Origin of the sequence: Paraburkholderia sp. NMBU_R16 (assembly GCF_013282575.1) — a bacterium.
Taxonomy (GTDB): Bacteria; Pseudomonadota; Gammaproteobacteria; order Burkholderiales; family Burkholderiaceae; genus Trinickia.
Genome location: NZ_JAAAYE010000018.1, coordinates 62,633 through 86,766, shown reverse-complemented (window position 1 = coordinate 86,766; position 24,134 = coordinate 62,633). Strand labels below are relative to the sequence as shown.

Annotated in this window: 25 protein-coding genes and 3 tRNA genes; 16 read left to right on the top strand and 12 right to left on the bottom strand. The window is 62.7% G+C overall.

Features of this window, described 5'->3' with window-relative positions; all coding sequences use genetic code 11:
- Positions 1-79 precede the first annotated feature (79 nt).
- Complete coding sequence (gene pcaG / locus GWC77_RS11840) at positions 80-727, bottom strand: protocatechuate 3,4-dioxygenase subunit alpha (RefSeq protein WP_173257095.1); 648 nt, start codon at positions 725-727, stop codon at positions 80-82.
- Positions 727-1,479: a protocatechuate 3,4-dioxygenase subunit beta gene (gene pcaH / locus GWC77_RS11835; RefSeq protein ID WP_173257094.1), complete on the bottom strand. Its 753-nt coding sequence runs from the start codon at positions 1,477-1,479 to the stop codon at positions 727-729. Before pcaH ends, pcaG begins: the two co-directional genes overlap by 1 nt.
- A 138-nt stretch (positions 1,480-1,617) precedes the next feature.
- Here pcaH and pcaQ point away from each other — a divergent pair, with 138 nt between their 5' ends.
- The 3 genes from pcaQ (at position 1,618) to pcaC (ending at position 4,451) form a co-directional block, all read left to right on the top strand.
- Positions 1,618-2,568, top strand: a complete 951-nt coding sequence (gene pcaQ / locus GWC77_RS11830) for a pca operon transcription factor PcaQ (RefSeq protein WP_173257093.1) — start codon at positions 1,618-1,620, stop codon at positions 2,566-2,568.
- Positions 2,569-2,655: 87 nt separating this feature from the next.
- Complete coding sequence (locus GWC77_RS11825; protein WP_173257092.1) at positions 2,656-4,059, top strand: 3-carboxy-cis,cis-muconate cycloisomerase; 1,404 nt, start codon at positions 2,656-2,658, stop codon at positions 4,057-4,059.
- Positions 4,056-4,451, top strand: a complete 396-nt coding sequence (pcaC, locus tag GWC77_RS11820; protein ID WP_173257091.1) for a 4-carboxymuconolactone decarboxylase — start codon at positions 4,056-4,058, stop codon at positions 4,449-4,451. Before GWC77_RS11825 ends, pcaC begins: the two co-directional genes overlap by 4 nt.
- Before the next feature lie 12 nt (positions 4,452-4,463).
- Here pcaC and GWC77_RS11815 read toward each other — a convergent pair whose 3' ends face one another.
- Positions 4,464-5,405 (bottom strand): LysR family transcriptional regulator, encoded by a 942-nt coding sequence (locus GWC77_RS11815; protein WP_173257090.1) that lies wholly within the window; start codon positions 5,403-5,405, stop codon positions 4,464-4,466.
- A 118-nt stretch (positions 5,406-5,523) separates the two neighbouring features.
- Between GWC77_RS11815 and GWC77_RS11810 the strand changes: the two genes are divergently transcribed.
- From GWC77_RS11810 to GWC77_RS11800, 3 genes are all read left to right on the top strand, one after another.
- Positions 5,524-6,642 (top strand): aldo/keto reductase, encoded by a 1,119-nt coding sequence (locus GWC77_RS11810; protein WP_173257089.1) that lies wholly within the window; start codon positions 5,524-5,526, stop codon positions 6,640-6,642.
- Positions 6,643-6,888: 246 nt separating this feature from the next.
- Positions 6,889-7,038 (top strand): hypothetical protein, encoded by a 150-nt coding sequence (locus GWC77_RS11805; protein ID WP_173257088.1) that lies wholly within the window; start codon positions 6,889-6,891, stop codon positions 7,036-7,038.
- A 201-nt stretch (positions 7,039-7,239) separates the two neighbouring features.
- Entirely contained in the window at positions 7,240-7,836 is a 597-nt protein-coding gene (locus GWC77_RS11800; RefSeq protein WP_173257087.1) for a chorismate mutase, read from the top strand.
- Between the two features lie 17 nt (positions 7,837-7,853).
- On the opposite strand, the gene GWC77_RS11795 is transcribed toward GWC77_RS11800, so the two are convergent.
- On the bottom strand, positions 7,854-9,017 hold the full coding sequence (locus GWC77_RS11795) for an exonuclease domain-containing protein (RefSeq protein WP_173257086.1): 1,164 nt from the start codon (positions 9,015-9,017) through the stop codon (positions 7,854-7,856).
- Positions 9,018-9,114: 97 nt separating this feature from the next.
- Complete coding sequence (locus GWC77_RS11790; protein ID WP_173257085.1) at positions 9,115-9,327, bottom strand: cold-shock protein; 213 nt, start codon at positions 9,325-9,327, stop codon at positions 9,115-9,117.
- 375 nt (positions 9,328-9,702) lie between these two features.
- Here GWC77_RS11790 and GWC77_RS11785 point away from each other — a divergent pair, with 375 nt between their 5' ends.
- Together GWC77_RS11785 and GWC77_RS11780 are read left to right on the top strand one after the other, a co-directional pair.
- Complete coding sequence (locus GWC77_RS11785) at positions 9,703-9,960, top strand: hypothetical protein (RefSeq protein WP_173257028.1); 258 nt, start codon at positions 9,703-9,705, stop codon at positions 9,958-9,960.
- A 485-nt stretch (positions 9,961-10,445) separates the two neighbouring features.
- Positions 10,446-11,597 (top strand): porin, encoded by a 1,152-nt coding sequence (locus GWC77_RS11780; protein ID WP_173257084.1) that lies wholly within the window; start codon positions 10,446-10,448, stop codon positions 11,595-11,597.
- Positions 11,598-11,710: 113 nt separating this feature from the next.
- Here GWC77_RS11780 and greB read toward each other — a convergent pair whose 3' ends face one another.
- A complete protein-coding gene (gene greB / locus GWC77_RS11775) occupies positions 11,711-12,274 on the bottom strand; it encodes a transcription elongation factor GreB (protein WP_173257083.1) in 564 nt (187 codons plus the stop codon).
- A 114-nt stretch (positions 12,275-12,388) separates the two neighbouring features.
- Between greB and GWC77_RS11770 the strand changes: the two genes are divergently transcribed.
- Positions 12,389-12,465 (top strand) — tRNA-Arg (locus tag GWC77_RS11770).
- 70 nt (positions 12,466-12,535) lie between these two features.
- Positions 12,536-12,612: transfer RNA gene (locus tag GWC77_RS11765), tRNA-Arg, on the top strand.
- A gap of 62 nt (positions 12,613-12,674) precedes the next feature.
- On the opposite strand, the gene GWC77_RS11760 is transcribed toward GWC77_RS11765, so the two are convergent.
- The 4 genes from GWC77_RS11760 to GWC77_RS11745 form a co-directional block, all read right to left on the bottom strand.
- Positions 12,675-15,053: a bifunctional (p)ppGpp synthetase/guanosine-3',5'-bis(diphosphate) 3'-pyrophosphohydrolase gene (locus tag GWC77_RS11760; protein ID WP_173257082.1), complete on the bottom strand. Its 2,379-nt coding sequence runs from the start codon at positions 15,051-15,053 to the stop codon at positions 12,675-12,677.
- 108 nt (positions 15,054-15,161) lie between these two features.
- Positions 15,162-15,365, bottom strand: a complete 204-nt coding sequence (rpoZ, locus tag GWC77_RS11755; protein ID WP_006400783.1) for a DNA-directed RNA polymerase subunit omega — start codon at positions 15,363-15,365, stop codon at positions 15,162-15,164.
- A 60-nt stretch (positions 15,366-15,425) separates the two neighbouring features.
- On the bottom strand, positions 15,426-16,124 hold the full coding sequence (gene gmk, locus GWC77_RS11750) for a guanylate kinase (RefSeq protein WP_173257081.1): 699 nt from the start codon (positions 16,122-16,124) through the stop codon (positions 15,426-15,428).
- Positions 16,125-16,131: 7 nt separating this feature from the next.
- On the bottom strand, positions 16,132-17,055 hold the full coding sequence (locus GWC77_RS11745; protein ID WP_173257080.1) for a YicC/YloC family endoribonuclease: 924 nt from the start codon (positions 17,053-17,055) through the stop codon (positions 16,132-16,134).
- 222 nt (positions 17,056-17,277) lie between these two features.
- Here GWC77_RS11745 and rph point away from each other — a divergent pair, with 222 nt between their 5' ends.
- From rph to GWC77_RS11720, 5 genes are all read left to right on the top strand, one after another.
- On the top strand, positions 17,278-18,018 hold the full coding sequence (gene rph / locus GWC77_RS11740; RefSeq protein ID WP_173257079.1) for a ribonuclease PH: 741 nt from the start codon (positions 17,278-17,280) through the stop codon (positions 18,016-18,018).
- The gene (gene rdgB / locus GWC77_RS11735) at positions 18,011-18,667 is read left to right on the top strand and encodes an RdgB/HAM1 family non-canonical purine NTP pyrophosphatase (protein ID WP_173257078.1); all 657 of its coding nucleotides are present in this window, start codon (positions 18,011-18,013) and stop codon (positions 18,665-18,667) included. The genes rph and rdgB overlap by 8 nt, the downstream gene beginning before the upstream one ends.
- Positions 18,664-19,884 (top strand): radical SAM family heme chaperone HemW, encoded by a 1,221-nt coding sequence (gene hemW, locus GWC77_RS11730; protein ID WP_173257077.1) that lies wholly within the window; start codon positions 18,664-18,666, stop codon positions 19,882-19,884. The genes rdgB and hemW overlap by 4 nt, the downstream gene beginning before the upstream one ends.
- Positions 19,885-19,950: 66 nt before the next feature.
- Positions 19,951-20,622 carry a UdgX family uracil-DNA binding protein gene (locus GWC77_RS11725; protein WP_173257076.1) on the top strand — a complete coding sequence of 224 codons (672 nt, stop codon included), beginning with the start codon at positions 19,951-19,953 and terminating at the stop codon, positions 20,620-20,622.
- Positions 20,623-20,727: 105 nt separating this feature from the next.
- Positions 20,728-20,817 (top strand) — tRNA-Ser (locus GWC77_RS11720).
- A gap of 11 nt (positions 20,818-20,828) precedes the next feature.
- Here GWC77_RS11720 and GWC77_RS11715 read toward each other — a convergent pair.
- Positions 20,829-21,971, bottom strand: coding sequence for a branched-chain amino acid ABC transporter substrate-binding protein (locus GWC77_RS11715; protein WP_173257075.1), 1,143 nt, complete (start codon positions 21,969-21,971; stop codon positions 20,829-20,831).
- Positions 21,972-22,284: 313 nt separating this feature from the next.
- Positions 22,285-23,052: a LuxR family transcriptional regulator gene (locus tag GWC77_RS11710; protein WP_173257074.1), complete on the bottom strand. Its 768-nt coding sequence runs from the start codon at positions 23,050-23,052 to the stop codon at positions 22,285-22,287.
- A 324-nt stretch (positions 23,053-23,376) separates the two neighbouring features.
- Between GWC77_RS11710 and GWC77_RS11705 the strand changes: the two genes are divergently transcribed.
- Complete coding sequence (locus GWC77_RS11705; RefSeq protein ID WP_173257073.1) at positions 23,377-24,123, top strand: hypothetical protein; 747 nt, start codon at positions 23,377-23,379, stop codon at positions 24,121-24,123.
- Positions 24,124-24,134 lie beyond the last annotated feature (11 nt).

Sequence of the window (24,134 nt, the reverse complement as noted above, 5' to 3'; positions counted from 1 at the left end):
ACTGGGCTTTTTGCTTTTCGGTGACATCATCGAGGCGGCACGCACCCGGTACTCACCGCCCACGCACCAGCAACCCACCTCAAATGTCGAAGAACACCGTCTCGCGCCCACCGTCAGGCGTGTCCTGCAAGCGAATGTCGAAGGTATAGACGGCTTTGCCGTCGCGCTCGCTGCGCTCGGCGATGAGCGTCTTGCGGCGCACATCCCATTCAATGCCGCCGAGCACCGGATCGCGCTGGTTGGCCTCCGCTTCGTCGCTGAAATAGAGCCGCGTATGCAAACCGAGATTGATGCCGCGCGCGAACAACACCATGAGAATATGCGGCGCTTGCCGCGTGCCGTTGCGCCCGACCACCGCGCCGGGCTTGATCGTCTCGAATCGATACACGCCGGTTTCGAAATCGGCGCCCGTGCGTCCCCATCCGCGAAACGACGGATCGATCGGCAAGTCCTGCCGGTCTGCCGGATGAGCGTAACGCCCCGCCGCATTCGCTTGCCAGATTTCGATCAGCACGTCGCGCACGAGCGATCCCGAGCCGTCGTAGACACGCCCTTCGATGTCGATGCGCTCGCCGCGTGTCTCGCTCGTGACGAGCACATTGCCGAAGTTGTTTTCGAAGATATCGAAACCGGCCTGCTTCGGCGCAAGACCGATATGCACATACGGCCCCCCGGTCTGCGATGCGGTTTCGTTCAAACGGAACGGAGCAAACGGTGTCAGCGCCATCACTTCACTCCCGGAAAAGACTGTTCGAAGTAGGTCGCGCGGCGTCCGCGCAGCGTGATGTCGAAGCGGTAGCACCGGCTGTCGAGCGGAATGTGGTTCGCCGGATCGAGCGCCGCAATGAGACCCCGGATCTGCTCCTCGCTCGGGATCGTCTTCAGGATGGGACATTGGGCGATGAGCGGGTCACCCTCGAAGTACATCTGCGTCACCAGCCGCTGTGCCCATCCATCGCCGCTCAGCGAATAGTGGATATGCGAGGGACGCCAATCGTTGATGCGATTGCGCCACGGGTACGGCCCCGGCTTGATCGTCCGGTAGACATAGTGGCCATCGGCATCGGTCAGCATCCGCCCACAGCCGCCGAAATTCGGATCGATCGGCGCGAGATACTTGTCGTTCTTGTGGCGATAACGGCCGCCCGCGTTGGCCTGCCACACCTCCACCAGCGCATTCCTGACCGGCCGCCCGAACTCGTCGCGCACAAAGCCGTGGACGACGATGCGCTCACCAATGGGCAACCCTTCCTTCGCGAAGTTCAGGATGAGATCGTTGTCGAGCGGCCCCAGCTCGTCGGCACGGAACACCGGTCCGGTCGTCTCCGACAACGTGCTTTGCGTCGAAATCAACGCGTTGCGTGGCGAGCGCAAAATGCTCGTCTTGTAGCCAGGTGCGTAGGCCGGCGGGTGCTGCGCCGTGTCGCGCTGGGCGAACTCGCCAAAGGCGCCAAAGTCCTCAGCCGCCGATGTCTGCATGAACCGTCTCCCAAAATGCTTTCGAATGACACAGGCCCTGCCGCGCGGTGAACGCGCGCAGTGCCCGAGTCGTTAATGTATGTTTCTCGAAACGTGAGGTAAATTGACTTGTTCGGCGATTTTTCATAACCTGAGGTGATGGAAAACCGTCTTCGCTTTCGCCACATCAATTGCTTTCTGGCCGTTGCCCAGGAGCGCAATCTCGGCCGCGCGGCGGAGCGGCTCCATTTGAGCCAGCCCGCGATCTCCAAAACGCTCGCGGAACTCGAAACACTGGCGGGCGCTCAGCTCGTCGAACGAGGACGCCACGGAGCGCGGTTGACCCCGGCGGGGGAGCACTTCCTGCGCTATGCGCTCGACGTCGGTCAGGCGCTCGATTCGGCCGGTGCCGCGCTGAGCAGTTCGGCCATGCCATCGGCCGCCGCGCTCGAAATCGGCGCATTGCCGACTGTCGCCAGCGGTCTCATGCCCGATGCACTGATTCGATTCAAGGAGGCTCGCCCCCATGCGGGCATCCGGTTGCGCACCGGAACGAATGCGCTGTTGCTTTCCGCGCTGAAGGCCGGCGAGCTCGACTTCGTGCTCGGGCGCATGGCCGAACCTTCAGCCATGCAAGGGCTCTCGTTCGAGTTTCTGTATGCCGAACCGCTCGTGATGGCCGTTCGTCCGAGCCATCCCTTGCTCGAGCAAAGCACCGTTTCGCTGACCGCCGTGCTGGACTATCCCCTCATCGTCGCGCCACAGACAACGGTGCCGCGCCTGAACACCGATGCCTACTTCGACGCCCACGCCCTGCGTGTGCCGCCCGAGTCCATCGAAACGCTGTCGGTTTCAGTCGCTCGCCTCATCGCTCGGCGCTCGAACGCGGTTTGGGTAACGCCGGCGCGCGCCGCACACGACGACCTGCAAAGCGGTTCGCTCGTCGCGCTCCCGCTGCCGATGACCGGGGCCGAAGAGCCAGTGGGCATCGTGCGCCGCAGCGCGGGCACAACGAGCGAGCTCGCACAAACGTTCGCCGAGATTTTGCGCACACTGGCGCGGAGCGAACCTGACAAGCGGCGAAAGCGGCGGGGCGATCGCGTTTCTTGACCCGCTGCGGCCTCGCGCATACCATGCGTCGATTATTGTTCGTTAAATGGCGTTTTGTTCGGTGATCGAACACGCGACTGCTCCATCATGCTCGAATTCGACGGACGACTGACCGACCGCCTGAGCTCCCCCGAGGCGCTCATCGCAATCTTTTCCCCGCGCGCGACGATCCAGCGCATGCTCGACGTGGAGGCGGCATTGGCCCACGCACTGGCTTCGGCCGGCGTCATTCCGGGCGATGCGCCCGGGCCGATCGAGGCCGCGTGCCGCGCGGAGCGCATCGATGCGGATGCGCTGACGCGCGCCGCCGCACGGGCGGGCAATCTCGCTATTCCGCTCGTGAAGCAATTGACCGCGGCGGTCGCCGAGCATGCACCCGACGCGGCGAAATACGTGCATTGGGGCGCCACGAGTCAGGACATCATCGATACCGGCATGGTTCTGCAGTTGCGCGACGCGTTGAGCGCGATCGACGCGCAGCTCGCGTCACTCGGCGACGTCCTGGCTGGCCTGGCCGAGCGGCATCGCACCACTTCAATGGTGGGTCGCACGTGGTTGCAACAGGCGCTGCCGATCACGCTCGGCATGAAGTTCGCGCAATGGCTCGATACGCTCGAGCGCCATCGGGCGCGCGTGGCACACCTGCGCCAGAGCGCGCTCGTGCTGCAATTCGGCGGCGCGGCCGGCACGCTCGCGAGCCTCGGCGAACGCGCCGATGCCGTGACTCAGGCGCTTGCCAGCGAGTTGGCCCTGGCGGTACCGGCGCTGCCGTGGCACACACAGCGCGATCGCATCGCGGAGATCGCGACGACGCTCGGACTCATCACGGGTACGCTCGGCAAGATTGCTCGCGATGTATCGCTTCAGATGCAGACCGAATTCGGCGAGCTTGCCGAACCGTCGGGCGCGGGCAAAGGCGGTTCGTCGACGATGCCGCACAAGCGCAATCCGGTCGGCTGCGCCGCCGTTCTGAGCGCCGCCGTGCGCGTACCGGGACTCGTCGCGACAGTGCTCGCCGCCATGGTTCAGGAACACGAGCGCGCACTGGGCGGCTGGCAGGCCGAATGGGAGGCCCTGCCCGAGATCGCCCGGCTCTGCGGCGGAGCGCTCGCGCACGTCGAAGAGATCGCGCGCGGGCTCGAAGTCGACTCCGGCCGGCTTGCCGCCAACCTCGATTCGACTCACGGCCTCATCCTCGCTGAAGCGGTCATGCTCGCGCTCGGCGAATCGATGGGGCGTCAACAGGCGCATCGGCTCGTCGAACATGCGTCGCAACGGGCCGTCGCAAGCGGACGCAATCTGCGCGACGTGCTGGCCGAGGATACCGAGGTCACGAGCCGCCTCGACGCGGCTCGCCTCGATGCACTGTTCGATCCGGCCAACTATGCGGGGCGCGCCCACGCGTTCGTCGATGCGGTGCTTGCAGCGTTTCGCGCATCGCGGGTCGAAGAAGCCGCCAGGACCAATCGAGATCAGGAGTCCGACAAATGAATGACCAGGAACGCTACGACGCCGGCATGCAAGTGCGTCGCGCCGTGCTCGGCGATGCGCATGTCGATCGATCGCTCGCCAAGCAAAACGAACTGACGAGCGAATTCCAAGCGCTCATCACGCGCTATGCATGGGGCGAGATCTGGACGCGCCCCGGTTTGCCGCGCCATACGCGCAGTCTGTTGACCATTGCGATGATGGTGGCGCTCAATCGCGGCGAGGAACTCGCGCTGCATTTGCGCGCGGCGAAGAACAACGGCGTAACGCGAGACGAAATCAAGGAAGTGCTGTTGCAGACCGCGATTTATTGCGGCGTGCCGGCAGCCAATTCCGCGTTTCACCTCGCCGATCGGATCTTCGCTGAGGAAACGGACCCCGCCGGCGGCTCATGAGCGCTCCAGCCGTCATTGCCCACCCGGATGTCCGTACGCCGTAGGCGCGTGCAGGCGCTTTTCCCGCAGCAAGTCGATGAACACGCGCAGTTTGAGCGGCATATGGACGCGGCTCGATGTATAGAGGCAAAACCCGTCGAAGGTGGGACACCAATCGTCGAGCACGCGGATGAGGCGGCCGTCGGCCAGCTCGGGGGCGACATAGCCCTCGATGACATGCAAGAGGCCGATGCCGTCCACGGCCGCACGCACCATGGTGCGCAAATCGTTGGTGACGAAACTGCCCGGCGTATCAACTTCGAAAACCCGCGTGGGGTCGGTGGGCGCTGCGAATTCCCATCGATAGATCCCGCGGCTCGTCGCAAAACGGTAGTGCAGACAGTCATGGCGCATGAGGTCATCCGGTACCGCGGGTACCGGATGACGCTCGAAATAGGCCGGGGAGCCGGCCACGGCGATCCGCAACGGTCCCGATAGCGGAATCGCGACCATATCGCGGGCCAGCATTTCGCCCAGCCTGATCCCCGCGTCGAACCCTTCCCCGACGAGATCGGTCAGCCCGTCATCGAGCGTCATGTCCACGGTGACGTGCGGGTAGCGCCGCTTGAATTCAGCGAGATGCGGCAGTACGAGAAGCTCGCTCGCCACGCGCGGCAGGTTGATCCGTAACGTACCGGCCGGATGGCCACGCTGTGCATCGAGCGCATCGAAGGCGGCGTCGAGCATCGAAAGCGCCGGGTGGACTCGATCGAGAAAGCCCGCGCCGGCCTCCGTCAGCGCAACGCGGCGCGTCGTGCGATTGAAGAGCCGCACGCCGAGCTCCGCTTCGAGTACCCGGATCGACTGCGAAAGCGCCGACGCCGAGACCCCGCTCTCCAGGGCCGCGCGCGTGAAGCTCTCATGGCGCGCCACGCTCGCAAAAGCCACCAGCGCGGGAAGTCGGGCTGGGTCCATATCGATCCTTTTATTAAGCAGCGCTTCAAAATGCTTGCAGAATAGCGGCCTTTTTTGAAGGGATCAACGCAGGCACGATACGGCCATCGACACCACTTCACCAACAAGGAGAACTGCCATGACGATGGACCGCTATACGCTGCTCGGCCGCTCGGGACTGCGCGTTTCGCCGATTTCCCTCGGTACGATGACGTTCGGTACCGAATGGAACTGGGGCACCGAAGAAGCAACCGCGCGCCGCCTTTTCGATATTTACGTGAATGCCGGCGGCAACTTCATCGATACCGCGGACCTTTATACCGAAGGCACCAGCGAACGTTGGCTGGGCAAGTTCGTCGCCGAAAGCGGGTTGCGCGACAAAATCGTCCTCGCGACGAAATACAGCTACAACGCGGAGGCCGGCAATCCGAACGCCGGGGGCAACCATCGCAAGAATCTGATGCGTGCGCTCGATGCGTCGCTCGCACGGCTCGGCACCGACTACATCGACCTCTATTACGTGCACACCTGGGACCGCATGACGCCGGTGGACGAGGTGATGCGTACCCTGGACGATGCGGTCCGGGCAGGCAAGATTCGTTACGTCGGGCTCTCCGACACCCCCGCCTGGTTCGCGGCGCGCGCGCAGACACTGGCGCAATGGAGGGGCTTTGAGCCTGTCGCGGCGATGCAGCTCGAGTACTCGCTGATCGAGCGCAACGCGGAAAACGAGTTCGCCGATCTCGCCGTCGAATTCGGCATGGGGCTGGTGCCCTGGAGTCCGCTCGCGATGGGTCTGTTGTCGGGCAAATATCGGCCATCGGAGGGTGCATCGGGCGCCGGGCGCCTTCAGACCGTGAGCGAACAAACGGCGGGGCGCATGCCGCCGGGTTTCGACAAGCTGACGCCGCGCAACTTCCGAATCGTCGCAGAACTCGAGGCGGTGGCCGCCGAAGCCGGCCGCCCGATGGCCCAGGTGGCGCTGAATTGGCTGCACAACAAGCGCGGAGTCTCGAGCATCATCGTCGGAGCGACGAAACCCGAGCAGCTCGAGGATTCGCTGGCGTCGCTCGATTTCACGCTCGTGCCCGAGCTTGCCGCGCGTCTCGATGCCGCGTCGCAACCCGACCGGCCGTTCCCCTACTATATGTTCGCGGACGGTCACCAAGCGCGCATCCACGGCCATGTCGAAGTCGCCAGCAAACCTCGGCGCTACGACGAGCCTGTCATCGTGCCGGCGCCTTCGTCGTCGGTCTGACGACGATCGATGCCGGTCCATGTGCGTCGGGGCACTGAGCCGTCGCTGCCCGTCGGGCAAGCTGTACGCGATGGCTGCCCGGCGCGCTGGCAGTGTGCGACAGGATTCGACTCGTCGATTACCCTGAATCGCTCTTCAAACCAGGCGCACGTGTGCCGTTAATGCAACAAATCGTTAAAAAGCGATTCGGCGCTGGCAACGATCGACGGACGCGTCAGATAATCGCTTTGTATCAGGAGAGAGATCATGGAAGCGAAGCCCACCCACATTCCGACCCCCGACAAAATCGCAAGCCCGGATCCGGAACCGGTAGGCGTCGAATTTCTAGGTGCTGAGCTCCCGGAACATGTTCGCGCGTTCTTCGACGAGCAACGCAAATCCTACGAATCGAAGTGAGCGGACACCCCTCGGAAGCTGATTTGCATCGCGCGGTCGTCCGCGCGTCATGAGTCTGCGCGTCGCGCAGTACTCGCCTGGACATGCGGGCCGCTGTGGCGGTACCGCGCTGTCATCCCGCTGCCGCCGACCGTCCGCCGTGCCGGCGGTCATGCGGCGTTCCTGCCGGCTCTTTCGGCTGACTGCCTGAACCTTACCCTCATGAAACGTCCACTGAGTGCTGCAGCGCTCGGCGCCATCGCGCTATACGCCGCCTTGTCCGTCATGCCCCGTCACGCGCAGGCCGAGGGCGACGATACCCCGCTGATCAACCTCGTCGCGCTGGCGTCGAAACGGCTTGCCCTGGCCGTTCCCGTCGCCCAATGGAAATGGGCAAACGGTCGGGCGATCACGGATCCGCCGCGCGAAGCGGCGCTGCTGGCCGACGTGGACAAGCGCGCACGCGCGGCAGGTGTCGATCCGGCCTTCGCTCACGCCTTCTTTCAGGATCAGATCGAAGCCAGCAAGCAAGTACAGACCGCGCTGTTCGACCGATGGAAGACAACGAAGCCGCCCGAGGGGCCCGCGCCCGATCTGGCCGCCACTACGCGCCCCGCGCTCGATCAGCTGACGCAGGCGCTGATTCCCGCGCTCGCGCGCGCTCAACCGCTGCGCGACAGCGCCGATTGCCCGATGAGGCTAAAGCGCAGCGTCGAGAACTGGAAAGCCATGACGCACTACGAATCCGGCGAGACCGCTGCGCTGACGACCGCGCTGGCGCACATCTGCTCGGCGGGTGGAGTGGGCGGCACCGGCTGAAACGGCGCGCGACGCGTTCAGATCGGCGCCGCTTCGGGCGCCGTCATGGTGACGCCCGATCCCGGCGCGAGCTGCATTACGCGCAAGCCGCGCTCGAGATGCGTTCGCAAAATGCGATACGTCGATGATTCGAAGGTGCATCGAGAGCCATTCACGGCGAGCGCGTTCGCGTGCTCGACACTCGGCGCCGCGCCGAGGTAGCACCAGCGATCGACCACGTGGAAGACGGGAGCGGCCCCAGCCGCGCCATGCTCTACGACCGCAATCGCTCCGCTGAACGGCCAGGGCGCATCGCTTGCCTCGCCACGGGCGGCGCGCGGCTGCCGGTTGTACCGCGGCTGCAGCGTGGCTACCCATTGCGCCTCTGCCAGAAGCGCGCCCAACTCCCCTCCTGTATCGCGCCACTCGACGCGCCGAACCTCGGCTGCGAGACGCAACTCGCGCGCCGAACGGCGCTCCCCAACGAGATGGGCGCGGATACGCTGACGCAGTCTGACGCTGCGCCCAACGAAGAGTGCGGTACCCGCTTCGTCGTAAAAAGCGTAGACGCCGCAGCCGGCCGGTGCGGTATCGAGCAGATCTTCTGTGATATCGCCGGCAATGCGATAGCGGCGCATCGTTCGTTCGACCTGCTCGCGCAACACATCCAGCGGCCACAATCCGTGCAGCGTGTGCCAGAACTGCCAGAGCAAGTCCGCATCGGCGAGCGCTCGATGACGCGCGATCGGCGCGAGCGCGTGCCGGTCGATCAGCGCATCCAGCCCGTGCCGTTTCTCGGACGGATTCAACGCGCGCGAGAGGCGCACGGTGCATAGAACGTCGGGATTGAACGCGAGACCGACGCGTTGGAACTCGCTTCGAAGGAATCCCCGGTCGAAACTGGCGTTGTGCGCAATGAAAAGCCTGCCGTCGAGCCGTTGATGGAGCTCGGACGCAATCTCGTCGAAACTCGGTGCTTCGCGCACCATCTCGTTGGTGATACCGGTGAGCTGCTGAATGAACGGGGGGATGGTCTGCCCGGGATTGACGAGCGTGCTCCAGCGCGAAATTCCGTGGGGCCCCGCTTCGACGATGCCGATCTCGGTAATCCGGTGATCCGCGAGCGATCCGCCCGTCGTTTCCAAGTCGACGAATACGATCGGGATATCGACAGCCGATTCGGCCAAAAGAGAAGATGACATGAACAAAAACGCTCGGGGGGCAACAATAACCGAAGTATGCACCACCCGAGCGCCGGCTACCGAACGCGGCCGGGCGCCCTGGCCCGGACCCGTAGCGTCAGATCGGACGAATATTCGCCGCCTGCTTGCCCTTCGGTCCGGTTTTCACCTCGAATGTCACGCGTTGATTTTCTTTGAGTGATTTAAAACCATCGGCCTGGATTTCGGAGAAATGCGCAAACAAATCCTCACCGCCCTTATCAGCCGTGATAAAACCAAAACCTTTAGCATCGTTGAACCATTTGACGATACCAGTTTCCTGAGTACTCATAGTACTGATTCCCTCGAGATTTTTAATAGACGGGCAGCGCCCTCCACCGAAACCCCCTTGTGGACGACACGCCACAGTCTCTCCGTCTGCGACTCGTCGCCAGGTCAATCCGGCGCTGCTTTTATAAAGGGAAGCGAGAGCCCTCGTCAAGATTTTTTTCATTAACCGACCGGATGCGCGATGCCTTAAGCATCACGCGCAAATAAAGGCGTTAATCTCCGTCAACATTACCGAGCGCATCCCAATAACAGGGCCGAACCAGGAAAAATATACCGCACTTGCAACAAAACATTTCCAATGTAAGTATTTATCCGAGTTGTCCGCGCTCCACCAGCGCCGGATGATTGAATCAGATTATTAGCTGTGGAGACCACCATGCAATTGCCAATCCTCAAACGCCTGTTCTCCCGGCTCATGAATGTGGGCTTCGCGCGCCAACCTCTCGCGTCCGGGGTCGCTCCGGCGTGCGACTTCGATCCCTTCTGGCACGGAGATCACTGGCAGAACTTGCTCGCCTCGCCTATGGATGCACGTCACTATGTCGTCGAGGACTGGGCGCCTGGGTTCGATGAGTCGTCAGCTGGCGCATGGGAGAAAGACGGCGAAAGGGCGCGGCGGCGCCGCCGCCATTGAACGAAAAAAAAGCGCGGCCAGCGGCCGCGCCGATAAAGCTCGGAGACCTTTTTCTCTACGAAAAAGATCCGTCAGTGTAAGGCCGCGCGGACGCGACAATCGACAACATAATCCGCAACCACCTCTTCCTCGTTACGCAATAATCGGTTGAAATGCGCGTCTGTTTCCATGAGCAGACGCTGACCGATTTGTATCGCAAACGCAACAAGCGAACGCTCTGCATATCTCCACCGAAGCCGCACTCCGTCGTGAAAGCCTTGCTGGGCAAGCGATTGCGCGCGACCTAGTGGCCGTTGCGCATTGCAAAATACTTTATTGCGCGAACTGAAATGGCAGTCTGCGGGGGGTGGTCATTTACACTCAGCCGGGTTGGAAGACGGAGCGCCCAATGGTGGTGGGCGCGTTTGAACGCAATGCCTCTCGCTGTCGGTGGCACGACTGTCTTCCGAAAGCTGTAAAAAATTTCCCGTTCTGGAGTGATAAAGATGAAGAAGACTCTTCTGGTCGGCGCCCTCACCGGCGTATTTGCAACGATGGCGCATGCGCAAAGCAGCGTCACGCTGTACGGCCTGATCGACGCAGGCATCACCTACACGAACAACCAGCGCGGCCATAGCAACTGGCAAGAGACGAGCGGCAGCGTGAACGGCAGCCGCTGGGGGCTGCGAGGCGCCGAAGACCTCGGCGGCGGGCTGAAGGCCATCTTCACGTTGGAAAACGGCTTCAACATCAACAACGGTACGCTGGGGCAACAAAGCCGCATGTTCGGCCGTCAAGCGTATGTCGGCTTGTCGAGCGCCGATTATGGTACGGTGACCCTCGGTCGTCAGTATGACGACGTGGTGCAGTACCTCGGGCCGCTGTCGCTGACGGGTACGCAATACGGCGGTACCGGATTTGCCCACCCGTTCGATAACGACAACCTCGACAATTCGTTCCGGGTGAACAACTCGGTGCACTACCAGAGCGCCAACTACGGTGGCTTCAAGCTCGGCGCGATGTATGGTTTCTCGAACGCCGCGGGCGGCTTCGCGAACAACCGTGAGTACAGCGTCGGTGCATCGTACAACTTCGGCGGCTTCAACTTCGCCGCTGCTTACCTGCAGTTGAACAACGGCCTGAACTCGGCTACCGCCGCTGGCCTCGCCAATACTGGCGGCGCGGTGACGGATTCGCCGTTTGCCGGAACGCGTCAACGCGTCTGGGGCGCTGGCGCGAATTACACGTTCGGCCCGGCAACGGCTGGCGTCGTGTTCACGCAGTCGCGTGTCAACAACGCGACGAGCATCGCCAACGCCAACCCGGTAAGCTCCGGCGCGCTGGCGTTCGCTGCGCCGACGGGTCTGCGCTTCAACAACTATGAAATCAATGGTCGTTATGCGTTGACGCCGGCGCTGAGCCTGGCCGGCCAGTACACGTTCACCGATGGCAAGGTCGGCAGCGCCGATCCGAAATGGCATACGTTCGGCCTGCAAGCCGACTATATGCTGTCGAAGCGTACCGATGTCTATCTGCAGGGTGAGTACCAGCACGTCAAGGCCGACGGCACGGGCCTGACGGCGTTCATCAACGGCCTGGCTCCGTCGTCCACGCAGAACCAGGTTGCAGTGACCGCTGGCCTGCGTCACCGCTTCTAATACGTATCGAAAAACGGTTGTATGCCTCGAAGGCGCCGCTTGCGGCGCCTTTTTTTTGTCCGCCGGCTATCGGGCGGCTGACATGAAGCGGCGCTCAAGCCCCCATCGGGCGCTCAAACGCTCGCTGGCGGATAACGCACATCGAGAACGTCGATCTGCTCGGGCCCCGCCGGCGTGTGCAGCGTGACGACGTCGCCGATACGTGCCTTGAGCAAAGCGCGCGCGATTGGCGAAATCCAGCTGACATGTCCGCGGTCGAGATCGACCTCGTCGATGCCCACGATGGTGACCGTATGCGTCTCGCCATCGGCACCCGCATAGTCGACGGTCGCGCCGAAAAAGACCTGGTCGACGTTCTCCTGCCGGCTGCTGTCGACGACCTCGGCCAAATCGAGCCGTTTCGTCAAAAAACGGATGCGCCGATCGATCTCGCGCAAGCGGCGCTTGCCATAGATGTAGTCGCCATTCTCCGAACGATCGCCATTGGAGGCGGCCCACGACACGAGCTTCACGACCTCGGGCCGCTCTTCGTCGATCAGATGCAGCAACTCGTCACGCAAGCGTTTGTGCCCTGCTGGCGTGATGTAGTTCTTGGTTCCTGGCGGGATCTCGGGCTGCGCGATATCGAGATCGTCATCGGCATCCTCGCCCGATTCTTTGACAAAAGCTTTGTTCATGATGAAACCACTACGTCGATACGGTGAGTCTTCAAGACTACACGATAACCCCGAGCGCAACGCCTCGCAGCTCTTCCATTTTTCCAGGGTCGTGCTATACTTTCGCTTCTGCGTGCGGCTGTAGCTCAGTTGGATAGAGTACTTGGCTACGAACCAAGGGGTCGTGGGTTCGAATCCTGCCAGCCGCGCCATCTTTTCAAGAGCCTTCTTCGCGGAAGGCTCTTTTGTTTCACCACTGTCTGGTGGTAGTGTGCTTTACATGCGGCTGTAGCTCAGTTGGATAGAGTACTTGGCTACGAACCAAGGGGTCGTGGGTTCGAATCCTGCCAGCCGCGCCAATTGCAAAGGGCCTTCCGAACGGAAGGCCCTTTGTTTTTGTCGGCCAATCGGCGCTCGGTCGTCAGTAGTCGGCCCGCTCCCGCTCGATACGCATACCGCCGTCGTGCCGGTGGTGTCCCTCCTCGCTCGGCCGCTCGCGCGCAATTCGCATAACGTCGGGGTTCGTCCGCACGCGTCGCATGACGTTCGCAAGGTGAACCCGATCGCTGACCTGGATGACGAAGCGCAGCACCGTCGACTCCTGGGACAGATCCTCGTCCATCGCAATATGCACGATGTTCGCGTCGGCCGACGTGATGTCCGCCGCCACGCGCGCAAACACGCCCTTGGTGTTCTTGACGAGAACCTTGACGGCAACGTCGAACAGGCGGCCGGGCTGGGGTGCCCAGGCCACATCGATCCAGCGCGCGGGATCGCGCCGATGGATGCGCTGAGCGACCCGGCAATCGGTCGTATGAATGGCCATGCCGAGACCGATGCCGATGTAGCCCATGATGTCGTCGCCCGGTATCGGCCGGCAGCAGGCCGAAAGCTGCACGGACATTCCCTCGGTACCGGTGATGACGACCGGCGGCGCATGGGGCGCCGTGGGGTGCTCGGTGCGCGGGTGGTCGTCGTCGGCGTCGCGCCCGCTGATGAGCACCTCGATGCGCTTGGCCATGACCGCGGCAACACGCCGGCCCAAGCCGATATCGGCGAAGATTTCCTGACGGTTCTTGTTGCCCGTCCATTGAACGAGCTTTTCCCAGATTTCGGGCTCGACGTCGGCCAACGACAGACCGTAGCCTTTGAGGCCCTGATCGACGAGCCGCTCGCCCAGTTGCACCGACTCGTTCAGTCGCATCGTCTTCAGATAGTGACGAATCGCCGAACGTGCCTTGCCGGTGCGCACGAACCCGAGCCAGGCCGGGTTCGGCTTCGAGTACGGCGCGGTGATCACTTCGACGATATCGCCGCTCTTGAGCTCGGTACGCAGCGGCAGCAGCTCGTTGTTGATCTTGACGGCCACGCACTGATTGCCGAGGTCGCTGTGGATCGAATAGGCGAAGTCGAGCGCCGTGGCGCCGCGCGGCAACGCCATGATTTTCGATTTCGGCGTGAATACGTAGACGGCGTCCGGGAACAAATCGATCTTGACGTGCTCGAGAAACTCGCTTGAATCGCCTGCCTCGCTCTGGATATCCAATAGCGACTTCAACCATTGATGCGCGCGCTTTTGCACATCGTTCAGATCGGCGCCGCCGTTCTTGTACAGCCAATGTGCCGCGACGCCCGCCTCCGCGATCTCGTGCATCTTGCGCGTGCGCACCTGGAATTCGATCGGCGCGCCGAACGGTCCGACGAGCGTCGTATGCAACGACTGATACCCGTTGACCTTCGGAATCGCGATGTAATCCTTGAACTTGCCCGGCACGGGCTTATAGAGCGCATGCAGCGCCCCGATGCAGGTATAGCATTCGAGCGCACTGCCGACGACGACGCGAAAACCATAGACGTCCAGCACCTGCGAAAACGAGAGCTGCTTGTCGCGCATCTTCTTGTAGATGCTGAAGATCGTCTTCTCGCGCCCCGTCACTTCGGCATCGATATGTGCGTCGCCAATGGCGCGCTGCACCGACTCCAGAATCTTGCCTACGACTTCGCGCCGGTTGCCCCGCGCCGCCTTGACCGCTTTCTCGAGGGTCGCGTAGCGATTCGGATTGAAGTTCGCAAAGCTCAGATCCTGCAGCTCGCGATAAGTATTGTTCAGGCCGAGCCGATGCGCGATCGGTGCATAGATGTCGAGCGTTTCGCGTGCCACACGGCGGCGCTTCTCGGGGGGAACGGCGCCGAGCGTACGCATGTTGTGCAGGCGGTCGGCGAGCTTGACCAGAATCACCCGTACGTCGCGCGCCATCGCAAGCAGCATCTTGCGGAAGTTTTCCGCCTGCGCTTCTTCGCGATTGCGGAACTCCATCTTGTCGAGTTTCGACAACCCGTCGACGAGCTCCGCCACCTTCGCGCCGAACCGCTCGGCGAGTTCGGCCTTCGTTACGCCCTGGTCTTCCATGACGTCGTGCAACAGCGCGGCCATGATCGATTGCGCGTCGAGCTTCCAGCCGGCACACGTTTCCGCGACGGCCACGGGATGCGTGATATACGGCTCGCCGCTTTGGCGATACTGGCCCAGATGCGCTTCGTCGCTGAAATGGAACGCGGCCTTGACCTCCTTGATCTCCTCCGGGCTCAAGTAGCCGGCGAGCATCGAAGTGAGCTTGGCGATGGATACGACGTCGTGCTTGCGGGGCTGCTCGGGCGTGGCTGTCGGCCCGAACAGATGGCGGAACGATTGTTCCAGAACCGCGTCGATATATTTGCGCGCGGCACCCGGCGCTTCGGTCTCGTGTTCCGGGTTGACGGCCTCGGCAGCAGTGGAGGCGGACGATGGGATGTTGCTCATATTCGCCTCCGTATCGGTGGTTGCCGGGTCAGTTGAGCGCGTTTGGCCCGATAGACTGCGCGAAAGCGCGGCGACGGGTACTGCCGCCGCGCTTCACGAACTCGATGCTCAGACAGGCACCTTCTTCAACATCTCGAGACCGACCTGGCCTGCTGCGATCTCGCGCAGCGCGACAACCGTAGGTTTGTCGCGGCTCTCGATCTTGGGCGTGTGACCCTGGGCCAACTGGCGGGCGCGATAAGTCGCGGCGAGCGCCAGCTCGAATCGATTCGGGATTTGCTTCAGGCAGTCTTCGACGGTAATGCGGGCCATGTTCGGGAATTCCTTCTTGATATGCTGCTTATTCTACCTTATGTATCCAGCCGTCCACCGTCACTCGGCGGCCGGTAGATGGATGCCGAGCTCGATGAAGAGCTCGCTGTTGCGGGCGTACTGCGAATCGAAACGAAGCCGCGTCGCGGCAACGATACATCGCAACTCGGCCAGCGCCCGATCGAAATGCTCGTTGATGAGCACGTATTGAGCCTCCGATGCGTGCGCCATCTCGCTGCCGGCCGCGAGCAGCCTGCGCGTGATGACGTTCGGCTCGTCCTGGCCTCGCTTCTTGAGACGGACCTCGAGCGCCTCGAGCGACGGGGGCAGGATGAATATCTCGACCGCGTTGCGGAACTGCTTTTTCACCTGCTGCGCGCCCTGCCAATCGATTTCGAGCAGCACGTCATGGCCGCTTTTCATCTGTTCCTCGATCCACACGCGCGAAGTTGCATAGTAATTGCCGTGCACTTCGGCGCTTTCGAGAAACTCGCCGGCCGCGTGACGCGCCAGAAAGTCGTCGACCGTCGTGAAGTGGTAGTGCTGCCCGTCCTGTTCGCCAGGACGAGGCTTTCTCGTCGTGTATGAAATCGATAGACGAATGGCTGCGTCGTCGGCCAGCAGCGCGTTCACGAGCGTCGATTTGCCGGCCCCCGATGGGGCGACGACCATGAAAAGGTTGCCGGGATACACTCCGGCGTAGGGATTGCGCGGAGCGCCGCTTTTGCGCGCGCCGCCTGCGGACGTAGCGTCGATCATCGGTGGTTCACTCCAGGTTCTGGACTTGTTCGCGCATCTGCTCGATCAGCAGCTTGAGGGTCATGGACGAGTCGGCAAGCTCCTTCGCCGCCGCCTTCGAGCCCAACGTATTGGCCTCGCGGTTCAGTTCCTGCATCATGAAATCGAGCCGCTTGCCGACTTTGCCGCCCTTCTCGATCACATGACGCGTCTCGTTCAAATGCGCGGTCAGTCGCGACAACTCTTCGGCGATATCGATCCGGATACCGTACATGGTCACTTCCTGACGGATGCGCTCGGCAATCTCTTCACGTGAGACGATCGTTGCGACCCCGTCGGGCGCTGCGAGCCCCAACGCCTCTTGCAAGCGCTCGACGATCTTTTGCTGATGCTTGGCGATGAGCTCCGGCACGAGCGGCGAGATGCGCTGCAAGATCGCCTCCATCTCGGTCACGTTGCCGAGCAACATCGCACCGAGCTGCGCACCCTCGCGGCCGCGGACATCGATGAGTTCGCCGATCGCTTGCTTGCCGCAAGCGAGCACGGCGTCGCGCAGCGCCTCCGCCGACGCGCCGGTTTCCGCGAGCACACCGGGCCAGCGCAGGATCTCGCCCGTGCGCATGCGCTCGACGCCGGGAAACGCATCGGTGACGGCTTGCTCGAGCTTGGCGAGTTGCTGCAGCACCTCGGCGTTCAGCGCACCGACGCTCGGCGTCTGCTCGCTGCGCTGCACGTTGATGCGGATGTCGACCTTGCCGCGGGAGAGCTTGCTCATGAGCATTTCGCGCAGCGTCGGCTCGCACGCGCGCACCTCTTCGGGCATACGGAAATTGAGGTCCAGAAAACGCGAATTCACGGTGCGCAGTTCGACCGATACGCTCATGCCCGCCGATATGCCCGGCACCGCAATTTCGCGCGTAGCGCTCGCGTAGCCTGTCATGCTGTAGATCATCGTCCGTCTCGCGTTTGGGGCCGTTGCCGGCCGGTTGTTCGAGGCGCCCGCCGCGCCAATGAGGCGTCGCGCAGGCGAAAGGGGCATTATCCCATTTTTGCGCCCGGCGCCTGCCTCGCGCGCCGCTCGCAGGGCATGGCGAGGAAGCTCGGGCCGGCACGCGCGATGCGGCGTCGGCGTAACGGTAAAATCACGGTTTCCCTCCTCATACCTTTGCCCACCATGACCGATCTCGTTGAACGCCCGAGCGGGCGCCGTGCCGATGCACTGCGCGACGTGCACATCACGCGCCATTACACGAAGCATGCGGAAGGGTCCGTGCTCGTCGAATTCGGCGATACCAAGGTCATCTGTACGGCAAGCGTGCTCGAGCGCGTGCCAGAGTTTTTGCGCGATCGCGGCCAAGGCTGGCTCACCGCCGAATACGGCATGCTGCCCCGCGCCACGCACACCCGCAGCGATCGCGAAGCCGCGCGCGGCAAGCAGACGGGGCGCACGCAGGAGATTCAGCGCCTCATCGGCCGTGCGCTGCGATCGGTGTTCGACCTCGAGCGGCTCGGCCCCCGCACGCTGCACGTCGATTGCGACGTCATCCAGGCCGACGGCGGCACGCGTACGGCCAGCATCACCGGTGCGTTCGTCGCCGCGCACGACGCGGTATCGAAGCTTCTCGCGGCAGGACGCATCGAAAGCTCGCCGATTCTCGACTATGTCGCCGCTATTTCGGTCGGCATCTACGAGGGGCTGCCGCTGCTGGATCTCGATTATCAGGAAGATTCGCGCTGCGATACGGATATGAATGTCGTCATGACCGGCGACGGCGGATTCGTCGAGGTCCAGGGTACGGCCGAGGGAACCCCTTTTTCGCGCGACGAAATGAATGCGCTGCTCGATCTGGCCCAATCGGGCATCGAACAGTTGATCGCGAAGCAAAAGGCGGCGTTGGAGGTTACAGGTGACTGATCGCGCAAGCGAATCCTCGCACACCCAGGGCAGTGTCGCGCGCTCGCTCGGGCGCGTCGTGGTTGCGTCGAACAACGCCGGCAAGCTGCGCGAATTCGCCGCGATGCTGGGCGATGCGGGCATTGCGCTCGTCGCGCAAGGCGAGCTCGGCGTGCCGGAGGCCGAGGAGCCGCATCCGACCTTTATCGAGAATGCCCTCGCGAAGGCGCGCCATGCCGCGGCATTGACGGGCATGCCCGCGCTCGCCGACGACTCGGGCTTGTGTGTTCATGCGCTGGGCGGCGCACCCGGCGTGCACTCGGCGCGGTTCGCACTCGATGCGGGCGGCGAAAAAAGCGACGCAGCCAATAACGCGCGGCTCATCGCCGAGCTGCAGGGCGTGCAGGACCGGCGGGCCTACTACTACTGCGTGCTCGTACTGATGCGACATGCGGACGATCCGGAGCCGCTCGTGGCCGAGGGCCGCTGGCATGGGGAGATCATCGACACGCCGCGCGGCAGCAACGGCTTCGGTTACGACCCGCACTTCTTCGTGCCGGCGCTTGCGGCCAGCGCGGCGCAGCTCGACCCCATCGTCAAGAACGCACATAGCCATCGCGCGCTGGCGCTGCGTGCGCTCGTCGCCCGGCTCGCTGGGGAGACGCAATGACCCCCCCCGAGTACGATCGGCATCGCGTCGTTCAAGCGTTCGTCGCGCCTGGGAAGATTGCGCTGAACTCGCTGCCGCCGCTGGCGCTCTATGTCCACTTCCCCTGGTGTGTGCGCAAGTGCCCGTATTGCGATTTCAATTCGCATGAATGGAAAGGCGAGCGTTTTCCCGAAAACGATTATCTCGGCGCGCTACGTGCCGATCTCGAGCAAGCGCTGCCCCTCGTCTGGGGACGGCAGGTGCATACCGTGTTCATCGGCGGCGGGACACCGAGCCTGCTGTCGGCAGGCGGGCTGGACCGGCTGTTATCGGATGTGCGCGCGCTGCTGCCGCTCGATGCGGACGCCGAGATCACGATGGAGGCCAATCCCGGCACGTTCGAAGCCGAGAAGTTCGCGCAATTTCGCGCAAGCGGCATCAACCGCCTGTCCGTCGGCATTCAGAGCTTCAACGAGCGGCACTTGAAGGCGCTGGGCCGGATTCACGACAGCAGCGACGCGCATCGGGCGGTCGAAATCGCCGCGCGGCATTTCGAGAACTTCAACCTCGATCTGATGTTCGCGCTTCCGCAACAGACGCTCGACGAATGCCGTGCCGACGTGGAGCGCGCGCTTTCGTTCGACCCGCCCCATCTCTCGCTCTATCATCTGACGCTCGAGCCGAACACGCTCTTCGCGAAGTACCCGCCGGCGCTACCCGATGACGATGCATCGGCCGACATGCAGGACTGGATCCATGAACGCACGGCGGCGGCCGGATACGAACGCTATGAGGTGTCGGCCTATGCCAAGCCGCATCGACAGTGCAAGCACAACCTCAACTACTGGCGTTTCGGCGACTATCTGGGCATCGGGGCCGGTGCGCATTCCAAGCTGTCGTTCGCCCATCGGATCGTTCGTCAGGCACGTTACAAACACCCGACCACCTTCATCGAAAAGGCACGCGCGGGCTCGCCCGTCGAAGACGAGCGCGAGGTAGGGCCACACGATCTGCCGTTCGAATTCATGTTGAACGCGTTGAGGCTGACTGAAGGTTTTCCCGTGCATCGGTTCATCGAGCGAACGGGGCTCGCGATCACGGCAATCGAGCCCGCGCTACGCGAAGCCGAGCAGCGCGGCTTGATCGCGCGCGACCATGAACGGATAGCGCCCACGCCGCTCGGGCAGCGGTTTCTCAACGATCTGCAGGCGTTGTTCTTGAACGAGCGCGACGCCTGACGATTGTCGCGGGAGGGCGGCATCCTAATTGCTCGCATCGATTCCCGGATGCTACGCAAACCGGTCATGAACGCCCAGAAACGCCGCCCACCGCCCACGGCTGCCGATGCCGAGCCCGAACCTCGGCCCGAGGTCGAGCCGGACCAGCAACCGCGCACGCTGGATGCGTGCCGCCGCTGCGCGCTTTGGGAGCGCGCCACGCAGGGCGTGCCGGGCGCCGGGGCGCGGCATGCGCCGATCATGATGGTCGGAGAACAACCGGGCGACAGCGAGGATCGAGCCGGCAAACCTTTCGTCGGACCTGCCGGGCAGTTGCTCGATGACGCGATGCACGAAGCTGGCGTCGTCCGCAAGGACGTTTTCATCACGAATGCGGTGAAGCATTTCAAATGGGAGCCGCGCGGTAAGCGGCGGCTGCATAAAACGCCTGCGCAACGCGAAATCGAGGCGTGCCGCTATTGGCTGGACCAGGAATTGGAGGAAGTCGCGCCGAAGGTCGTGATCGCGCTCGGCAGCACGGCGCTCAAGGCGCTGCTGCAGGACCCACATGCCCGGTTGCAGGAGCACTTCGACAAAGTGATCGAACACGGTGGGCGCGCCATTCTGGCGACATGGCATCCGTCGTATGCGTTGCGCGCACCGGATCGCGAGACGCGTCAACGTGCGTTGGCGCATATCGTCGAGACGCTGAGCAGAGCCGGGGCGCTGGCGCACGGTAAGCGCTCGGGCACGGAGTGAGGGGATCTTGCGACGCGGGGGGACGCGGGTTACGCGGGATGCAGGGTCCGGGGCGCCGCCAGCATTGCAGCAGGCCCACTATTTCGCGGTACAATCGCTCCCCTCGGAGGGCTGGCAGAGCGGTTGAATGCACCGGTCTTGAAAACCGGCAAGGCTTTACGGCCTTCGTGGGTTCGAATCCCACGCCCTCCGCCAGAACGCCCCGCCTACTTCACCGCCACCCACCGCCCCTTGGCATCGAGGCTGGCATACGGTTCGAACTTGCCATCGCGCACCGTCACCGCCATGAACGGCGCCTTCGCTCGATCGCCTTTCTGATCGAACTCGATTTCGCCCGTCGCACCGTTGTAGCGCTTCAGTCTATGCAACGCCGCCGCGATATCCTCCGGTTTGGTCGAGTTCGCGTTCTTGATGGCCTGCGCCGTAACCCCGATCGCGTCGTACTCATAAACCGAGTACGGACCGGGCGCGCGCTGGTAGGCATCTTCGTACGCCTTCACGAAACGCCGCGCGCGGGACTGCGGGAAAAACTGCGGTAAGGGCGAAGTCGTCACGATCATCCCTTCCACCGCCGCCCCGCCCTTTTTGATCAATGACGCGTCCGCGGTGCCGTTGCCCATGAAGTATTTGATCGATGGCGTCAGCTCGCGCCGGTTTTTCGCCAGCACGGCCGCGTCGGTGTAATACCCCGTGAAGTACAGGACATCCGCCTTGGAATCGGTCGCCTCCTTGATCACGCTTCGATAGTCCGGCTGTCCTGGTGTGATCGCACGGTCGTAGACCACCTCGACACCCGCTTGCTCGAGCGCCGCGACCGTACTTTGCGCGAGCCCCTGCGAGTACGTCGATCCGTCGTTGAGGACCGCTGCGCGCGTCGCATGCAGTACGTCCCTCATGAACTTGGCGGCGAAGCCTCCCTGCGCGTCGGTTCGCCCGATCGTGCGAAAGACGTCGTTCCAACCGTGATCGGTGAGTTGCGGAAAAGTAGACGCATCGAGCACGTACGGGATATGCCGATCGTGCAATACGTGTAGCTCGGGCAGCGCGGCGCTCGAGCAATAACCGCCTGCGACGGCGATGACACCGGCCGCAACGAGCTGGGTCGCCGCCCTCGCCGCTCCGTCGGGATTGCAGGCATCGTCCTGCGGCACGAGTTCCAGCTTCCTGCCAAGTGCGCCGCCGGCGGCATTGATCTGCTCGATGGCGAGCCTGCCGCCATCGACGATGTCGGCACCCGCCCGCTCGTAGCTCCCGGACAGCGGCGCGGGGACACCGATCTTGATCGTTTCTTGCGCTTGCGCATCACGGGGCGCGAACGTGAACGGCAGCAAGGTCCAGACGGCGAGCATGACCGCCGCCATACGGCGCACAGCAACTGATGCAGACCGCGACGCGCCACCCTCGCGGAAAACACCCGCATGGCTCCCATCCATCATCTTGCGACTCCTCCGTTACAGCCGGCGACCCACGTCGCTGCTTAACGGAGATATCGGCCGCGCCAGGCAAAAGGTTCAACCGTTTGTCGGCATGGAATCGTTTTCTCGGGAAAACGCTGACATCGGCCCGGGGTCGATTCTGCTCGAACTCGGGCGAACCTTCGTGCCCCGCGAGATGCCGACCGCCGACCGATGCGGGGCCCGACCGCCCATGGGCAAACTGCGGCTATGCAAAACAAGGCGTGGAGGCCAACCGATCGACCTCGATCAATCCGAGCTTGACCGCCATCATCATTGCGGCGCTTCGCGAATGCACATCCATTTTCCTTTTGATGTTATGGATGTGATAGTTGATCGTTGCCTGAGATCGATCCAGTATCTTCGAAATTTCCCACGTCGATTTTCCGAGCGCGAGCCATTTGAGGCACTCCGTTTCGCAGGGCGTCAGCTTCGGGACGGATGAACTCGTTTCTTCACGCGCAAAGCGCAGGCCCGTCTCGTAAGCGATATCCCGAATCAATCCCAATTTGGGCATATGCACCACCACGTCACGCCTCGCCTCCTCAGATTTCCGGCTCGTGGCGAAACACAACATACCCACTTCCTGTTTTGGCCCATGAATCGGAAACGTTACGCCCCACCGCATGCCGAATCCACTCGCCTGTTCGTACAGAATCTGCTCTTCCGGCTCGACAAAACGCTCGCTGCCCCAAACGAGCGGTGTGAGCTTCGACTGGCAATAGCGCACGATGGGGTCGATGCGCACGTAATGCTTCTGTTCGTATATCTTTCGCCACACCGTCGAATGGTTGCCGCGATAAAACGCACTTTCGAACGGCATGGTATTTCTTATCGACAAAGCGAATATCGTGTATTCGAAATCATGCCGCCGGCCAATTTCAGATAGTTCATCGAACCAGGTGTCCGAATCCGCGGCATCAAGGAGAGCCGCACCCATTTCATATCGAAACATTTTTCCCTCGGCCTCGTTCAAGTTCTAGATTCACAGAGATGAATCTCGCAACCCCGCCTGCCAGAAGATACTGGATGAAAACTTGAAATTCAAACGAACTTGAGCCCGTTGATCTTAGTATTTGAGAAAATCAGCGACCACCGCAAATTGTTCGTCATAACCCCACACCCAATCCACATAGTGGGTTTTCGGTCAAAATCGACTGGAAAAACCGCCGCAGGCGATCTATGCGAATCGATTCGAAACCTCTCAACCTCAGGGAGACGGCTGGCAGATCGCGCCGCTTGTTCCTAAGCTCCGATTCAGCCATGGCAGCGCCGTGCCTTAGACGAAGGAGCCGTCCCCATGCACTCATTCAGGCAGTCGCTCGGAACCCTGCTGGCAGTGGCGTTGATCGTCGCATGCCCGGCACCCGTCGCGGCCAACGAGGGGAATGCCTCGTCGCCACTCGATTTCACGCTCGCGCTCGGCACGCCACAGCGCAACGCCGCGCAACGCACGCTCGCCGCGTTGGCTGAACATGCCATGGGCAACGACGATAGTCGCTCGCTCGGCCGCATTTTCTCCATCGATTCGCCTGGCGCCATGCGCGATGCCGCAATCGGCTACGGCTTCGAGATTTATCTGATCGATGCGGCTTCGCTGCTCGCGGGCAACAGCATCGACAAAAGCCTGCGCCGTACCGGCGTCTGGCGATTCGTCGTGCTGCTTGGCGACCGGCCAGTCGGCCTCGCGACGGTCGCGCGTGTGCGCGGACAATGGAAAACGGTGCAAATGGGCGGCGCGGGCCTCGCCGCAGATATCTCACGCGCCGTGAGCGACTATCTCCGCGACCCTTCAGCTCCACGACTGCGCTTCGTACGCAGTGAGCAAGGGCTCGCAGATTTCATCGAAGTCATTGCGCACGGCGAACCGGCATACCTGCCGTTGCTGAGCGCGCAAGAACTCGCGTTGTCGTCGAGACCCGATTCCGTCGCCGGCGAGAGCCCTCTCGCCGCCACGAAGCGTGAGGCACTGAGCGAGCATCGGATCATCGATGCGCTGCGTGCGAGTATCCAGCGCGGGATGAGCGATCCACGCTTCAGCCATTGAGGAATTCCATC

Coding starts and splice junctions, on each gene's coding strand:
- pcaG (WP_173257095.1), bottom strand. CDS start 727: ATGGCGCTGACACCGTTTGCTCCGTTCCGTTTGAACGAAACCGCATCG.
- pcaH (WP_173257094.1), bottom strand. CDS start 1,479: ATGCAGACATCGGCGGCTGAGGACTTTGGCGCCTTTGGCGAGTTCGCC.
- pcaQ (WP_173257093.1), top strand. CDS start 1,618: ATGGAAAACCGTCTTCGCTTTCGCCACATCAATTGCTTTCTGGCCGTT.
- GWC77_RS11825 (WP_173257092.1), top strand. CDS start 2,656: ATGCTCGAATTCGACGGACGACTGACCGACCGCCTGAGCTCCCCCGAG.
- pcaC (WP_173257091.1), top strand. CDS start 4,056: ATGAATGACCAGGAACGCTACGACGCCGGCATGCAAGTGCGTCGCGCC.
- GWC77_RS11815 (WP_173257090.1), bottom strand. CDS start 5,405: ATGGACCCAGCCCGACTTCCCGCGCTGGTGGCTTTTGCGAGCGTGGCG.
- GWC77_RS11810 (WP_173257089.1), top strand. CDS start 5,524: ATGACGATGGACCGCTATACGCTGCTCGGCCGCTCGGGACTGCGCGTT.
- GWC77_RS11805 (WP_173257088.1), top strand. CDS start 6,889: ATGGAAGCGAAGCCCACCCACATTCCGACCCCCGACAAAATCGCAAGC.
- GWC77_RS11800 (WP_173257087.1), top strand. CDS start 7,240: ATGAAACGTCCACTGAGTGCTGCAGCGCTCGGCGCCATCGCGCTATAC.
- GWC77_RS11795 (WP_173257086.1), bottom strand. CDS start 9,017: ATGTCATCTTCTCTTTTGGCCGAATCGGCTGTCGATATCCCGATCGTA.
- GWC77_RS11790 (WP_173257085.1), bottom strand. CDS start 9,327: ATGAGTACTCAGGAAACTGGTATCGTCAAATGGTTCAACGATGCTAAA.
- GWC77_RS11785 (WP_173257028.1), top strand. CDS start 9,703: ATGCAATTGCCAATCCTCAAACGCCTGTTCTCCCGGCTCATGAATGTG.
- GWC77_RS11780 (WP_173257084.1), top strand. CDS start 10,446: ATGAAGAAGACTCTTCTGGTCGGCGCCCTCACCGGCGTATTTGCAACG.
- greB (WP_173257083.1), bottom strand. CDS start 12,274: ATGAACAAAGCTTTTGTCAAAGAATCGGGCGAGGATGCCGATGACGAT.
- GWC77_RS11760 (WP_173257082.1), bottom strand. CDS start 15,053: ATGAGCAACATCCCATCGTCCGCCTCCACTGCTGCCGAGGCCGTCAAC.
- rpoZ (WP_006400783.1), bottom strand. CDS start 15,365: ATGGCCCGCATTACCGTCGAAGACTGCCTGAAGCAAATCCCGAATCGA.
- gmk (WP_173257081.1), bottom strand. CDS start 16,124: ATGATCGACGCTACGTCCGCAGGCGGCGCGCGCAAAAGCGGCGCTCCG.
- GWC77_RS11745 (WP_173257080.1), bottom strand. CDS start 17,055: ATGATCTACAGCATGACAGGCTACGCGAGCGCTACGCGCGAAATTGCG.
- rph (WP_173257079.1), top strand. CDS start 17,278: ATGACCGATCTCGTTGAACGCCCGAGCGGGCGCCGTGCCGATGCACTG.
- hemW (WP_173257077.1), top strand. CDS start 18,664: ATGACCCCCCCCGAGTACGATCGGCATCGCGTCGTTCAAGCGTTCGTC.
- GWC77_RS11725 (WP_173257076.1), top strand. CDS start 19,951: ATGAACGCCCAGAAACGCCGCCCACCGCCCACGGCTGCCGATGCCGAG.
- GWC77_RS11715 (WP_173257075.1), bottom strand. CDS start 21,971: ATGCTCGCCGTCTGGACCTTGCTGCCGTTCACGTTCGCGCCCCGTGAT.
- GWC77_RS11705 (WP_173257073.1), top strand. CDS start 23,377: ATGCACTCATTCAGGCAGTCGCTCGGAACCCTGCTGGCAGTGGCGTTG.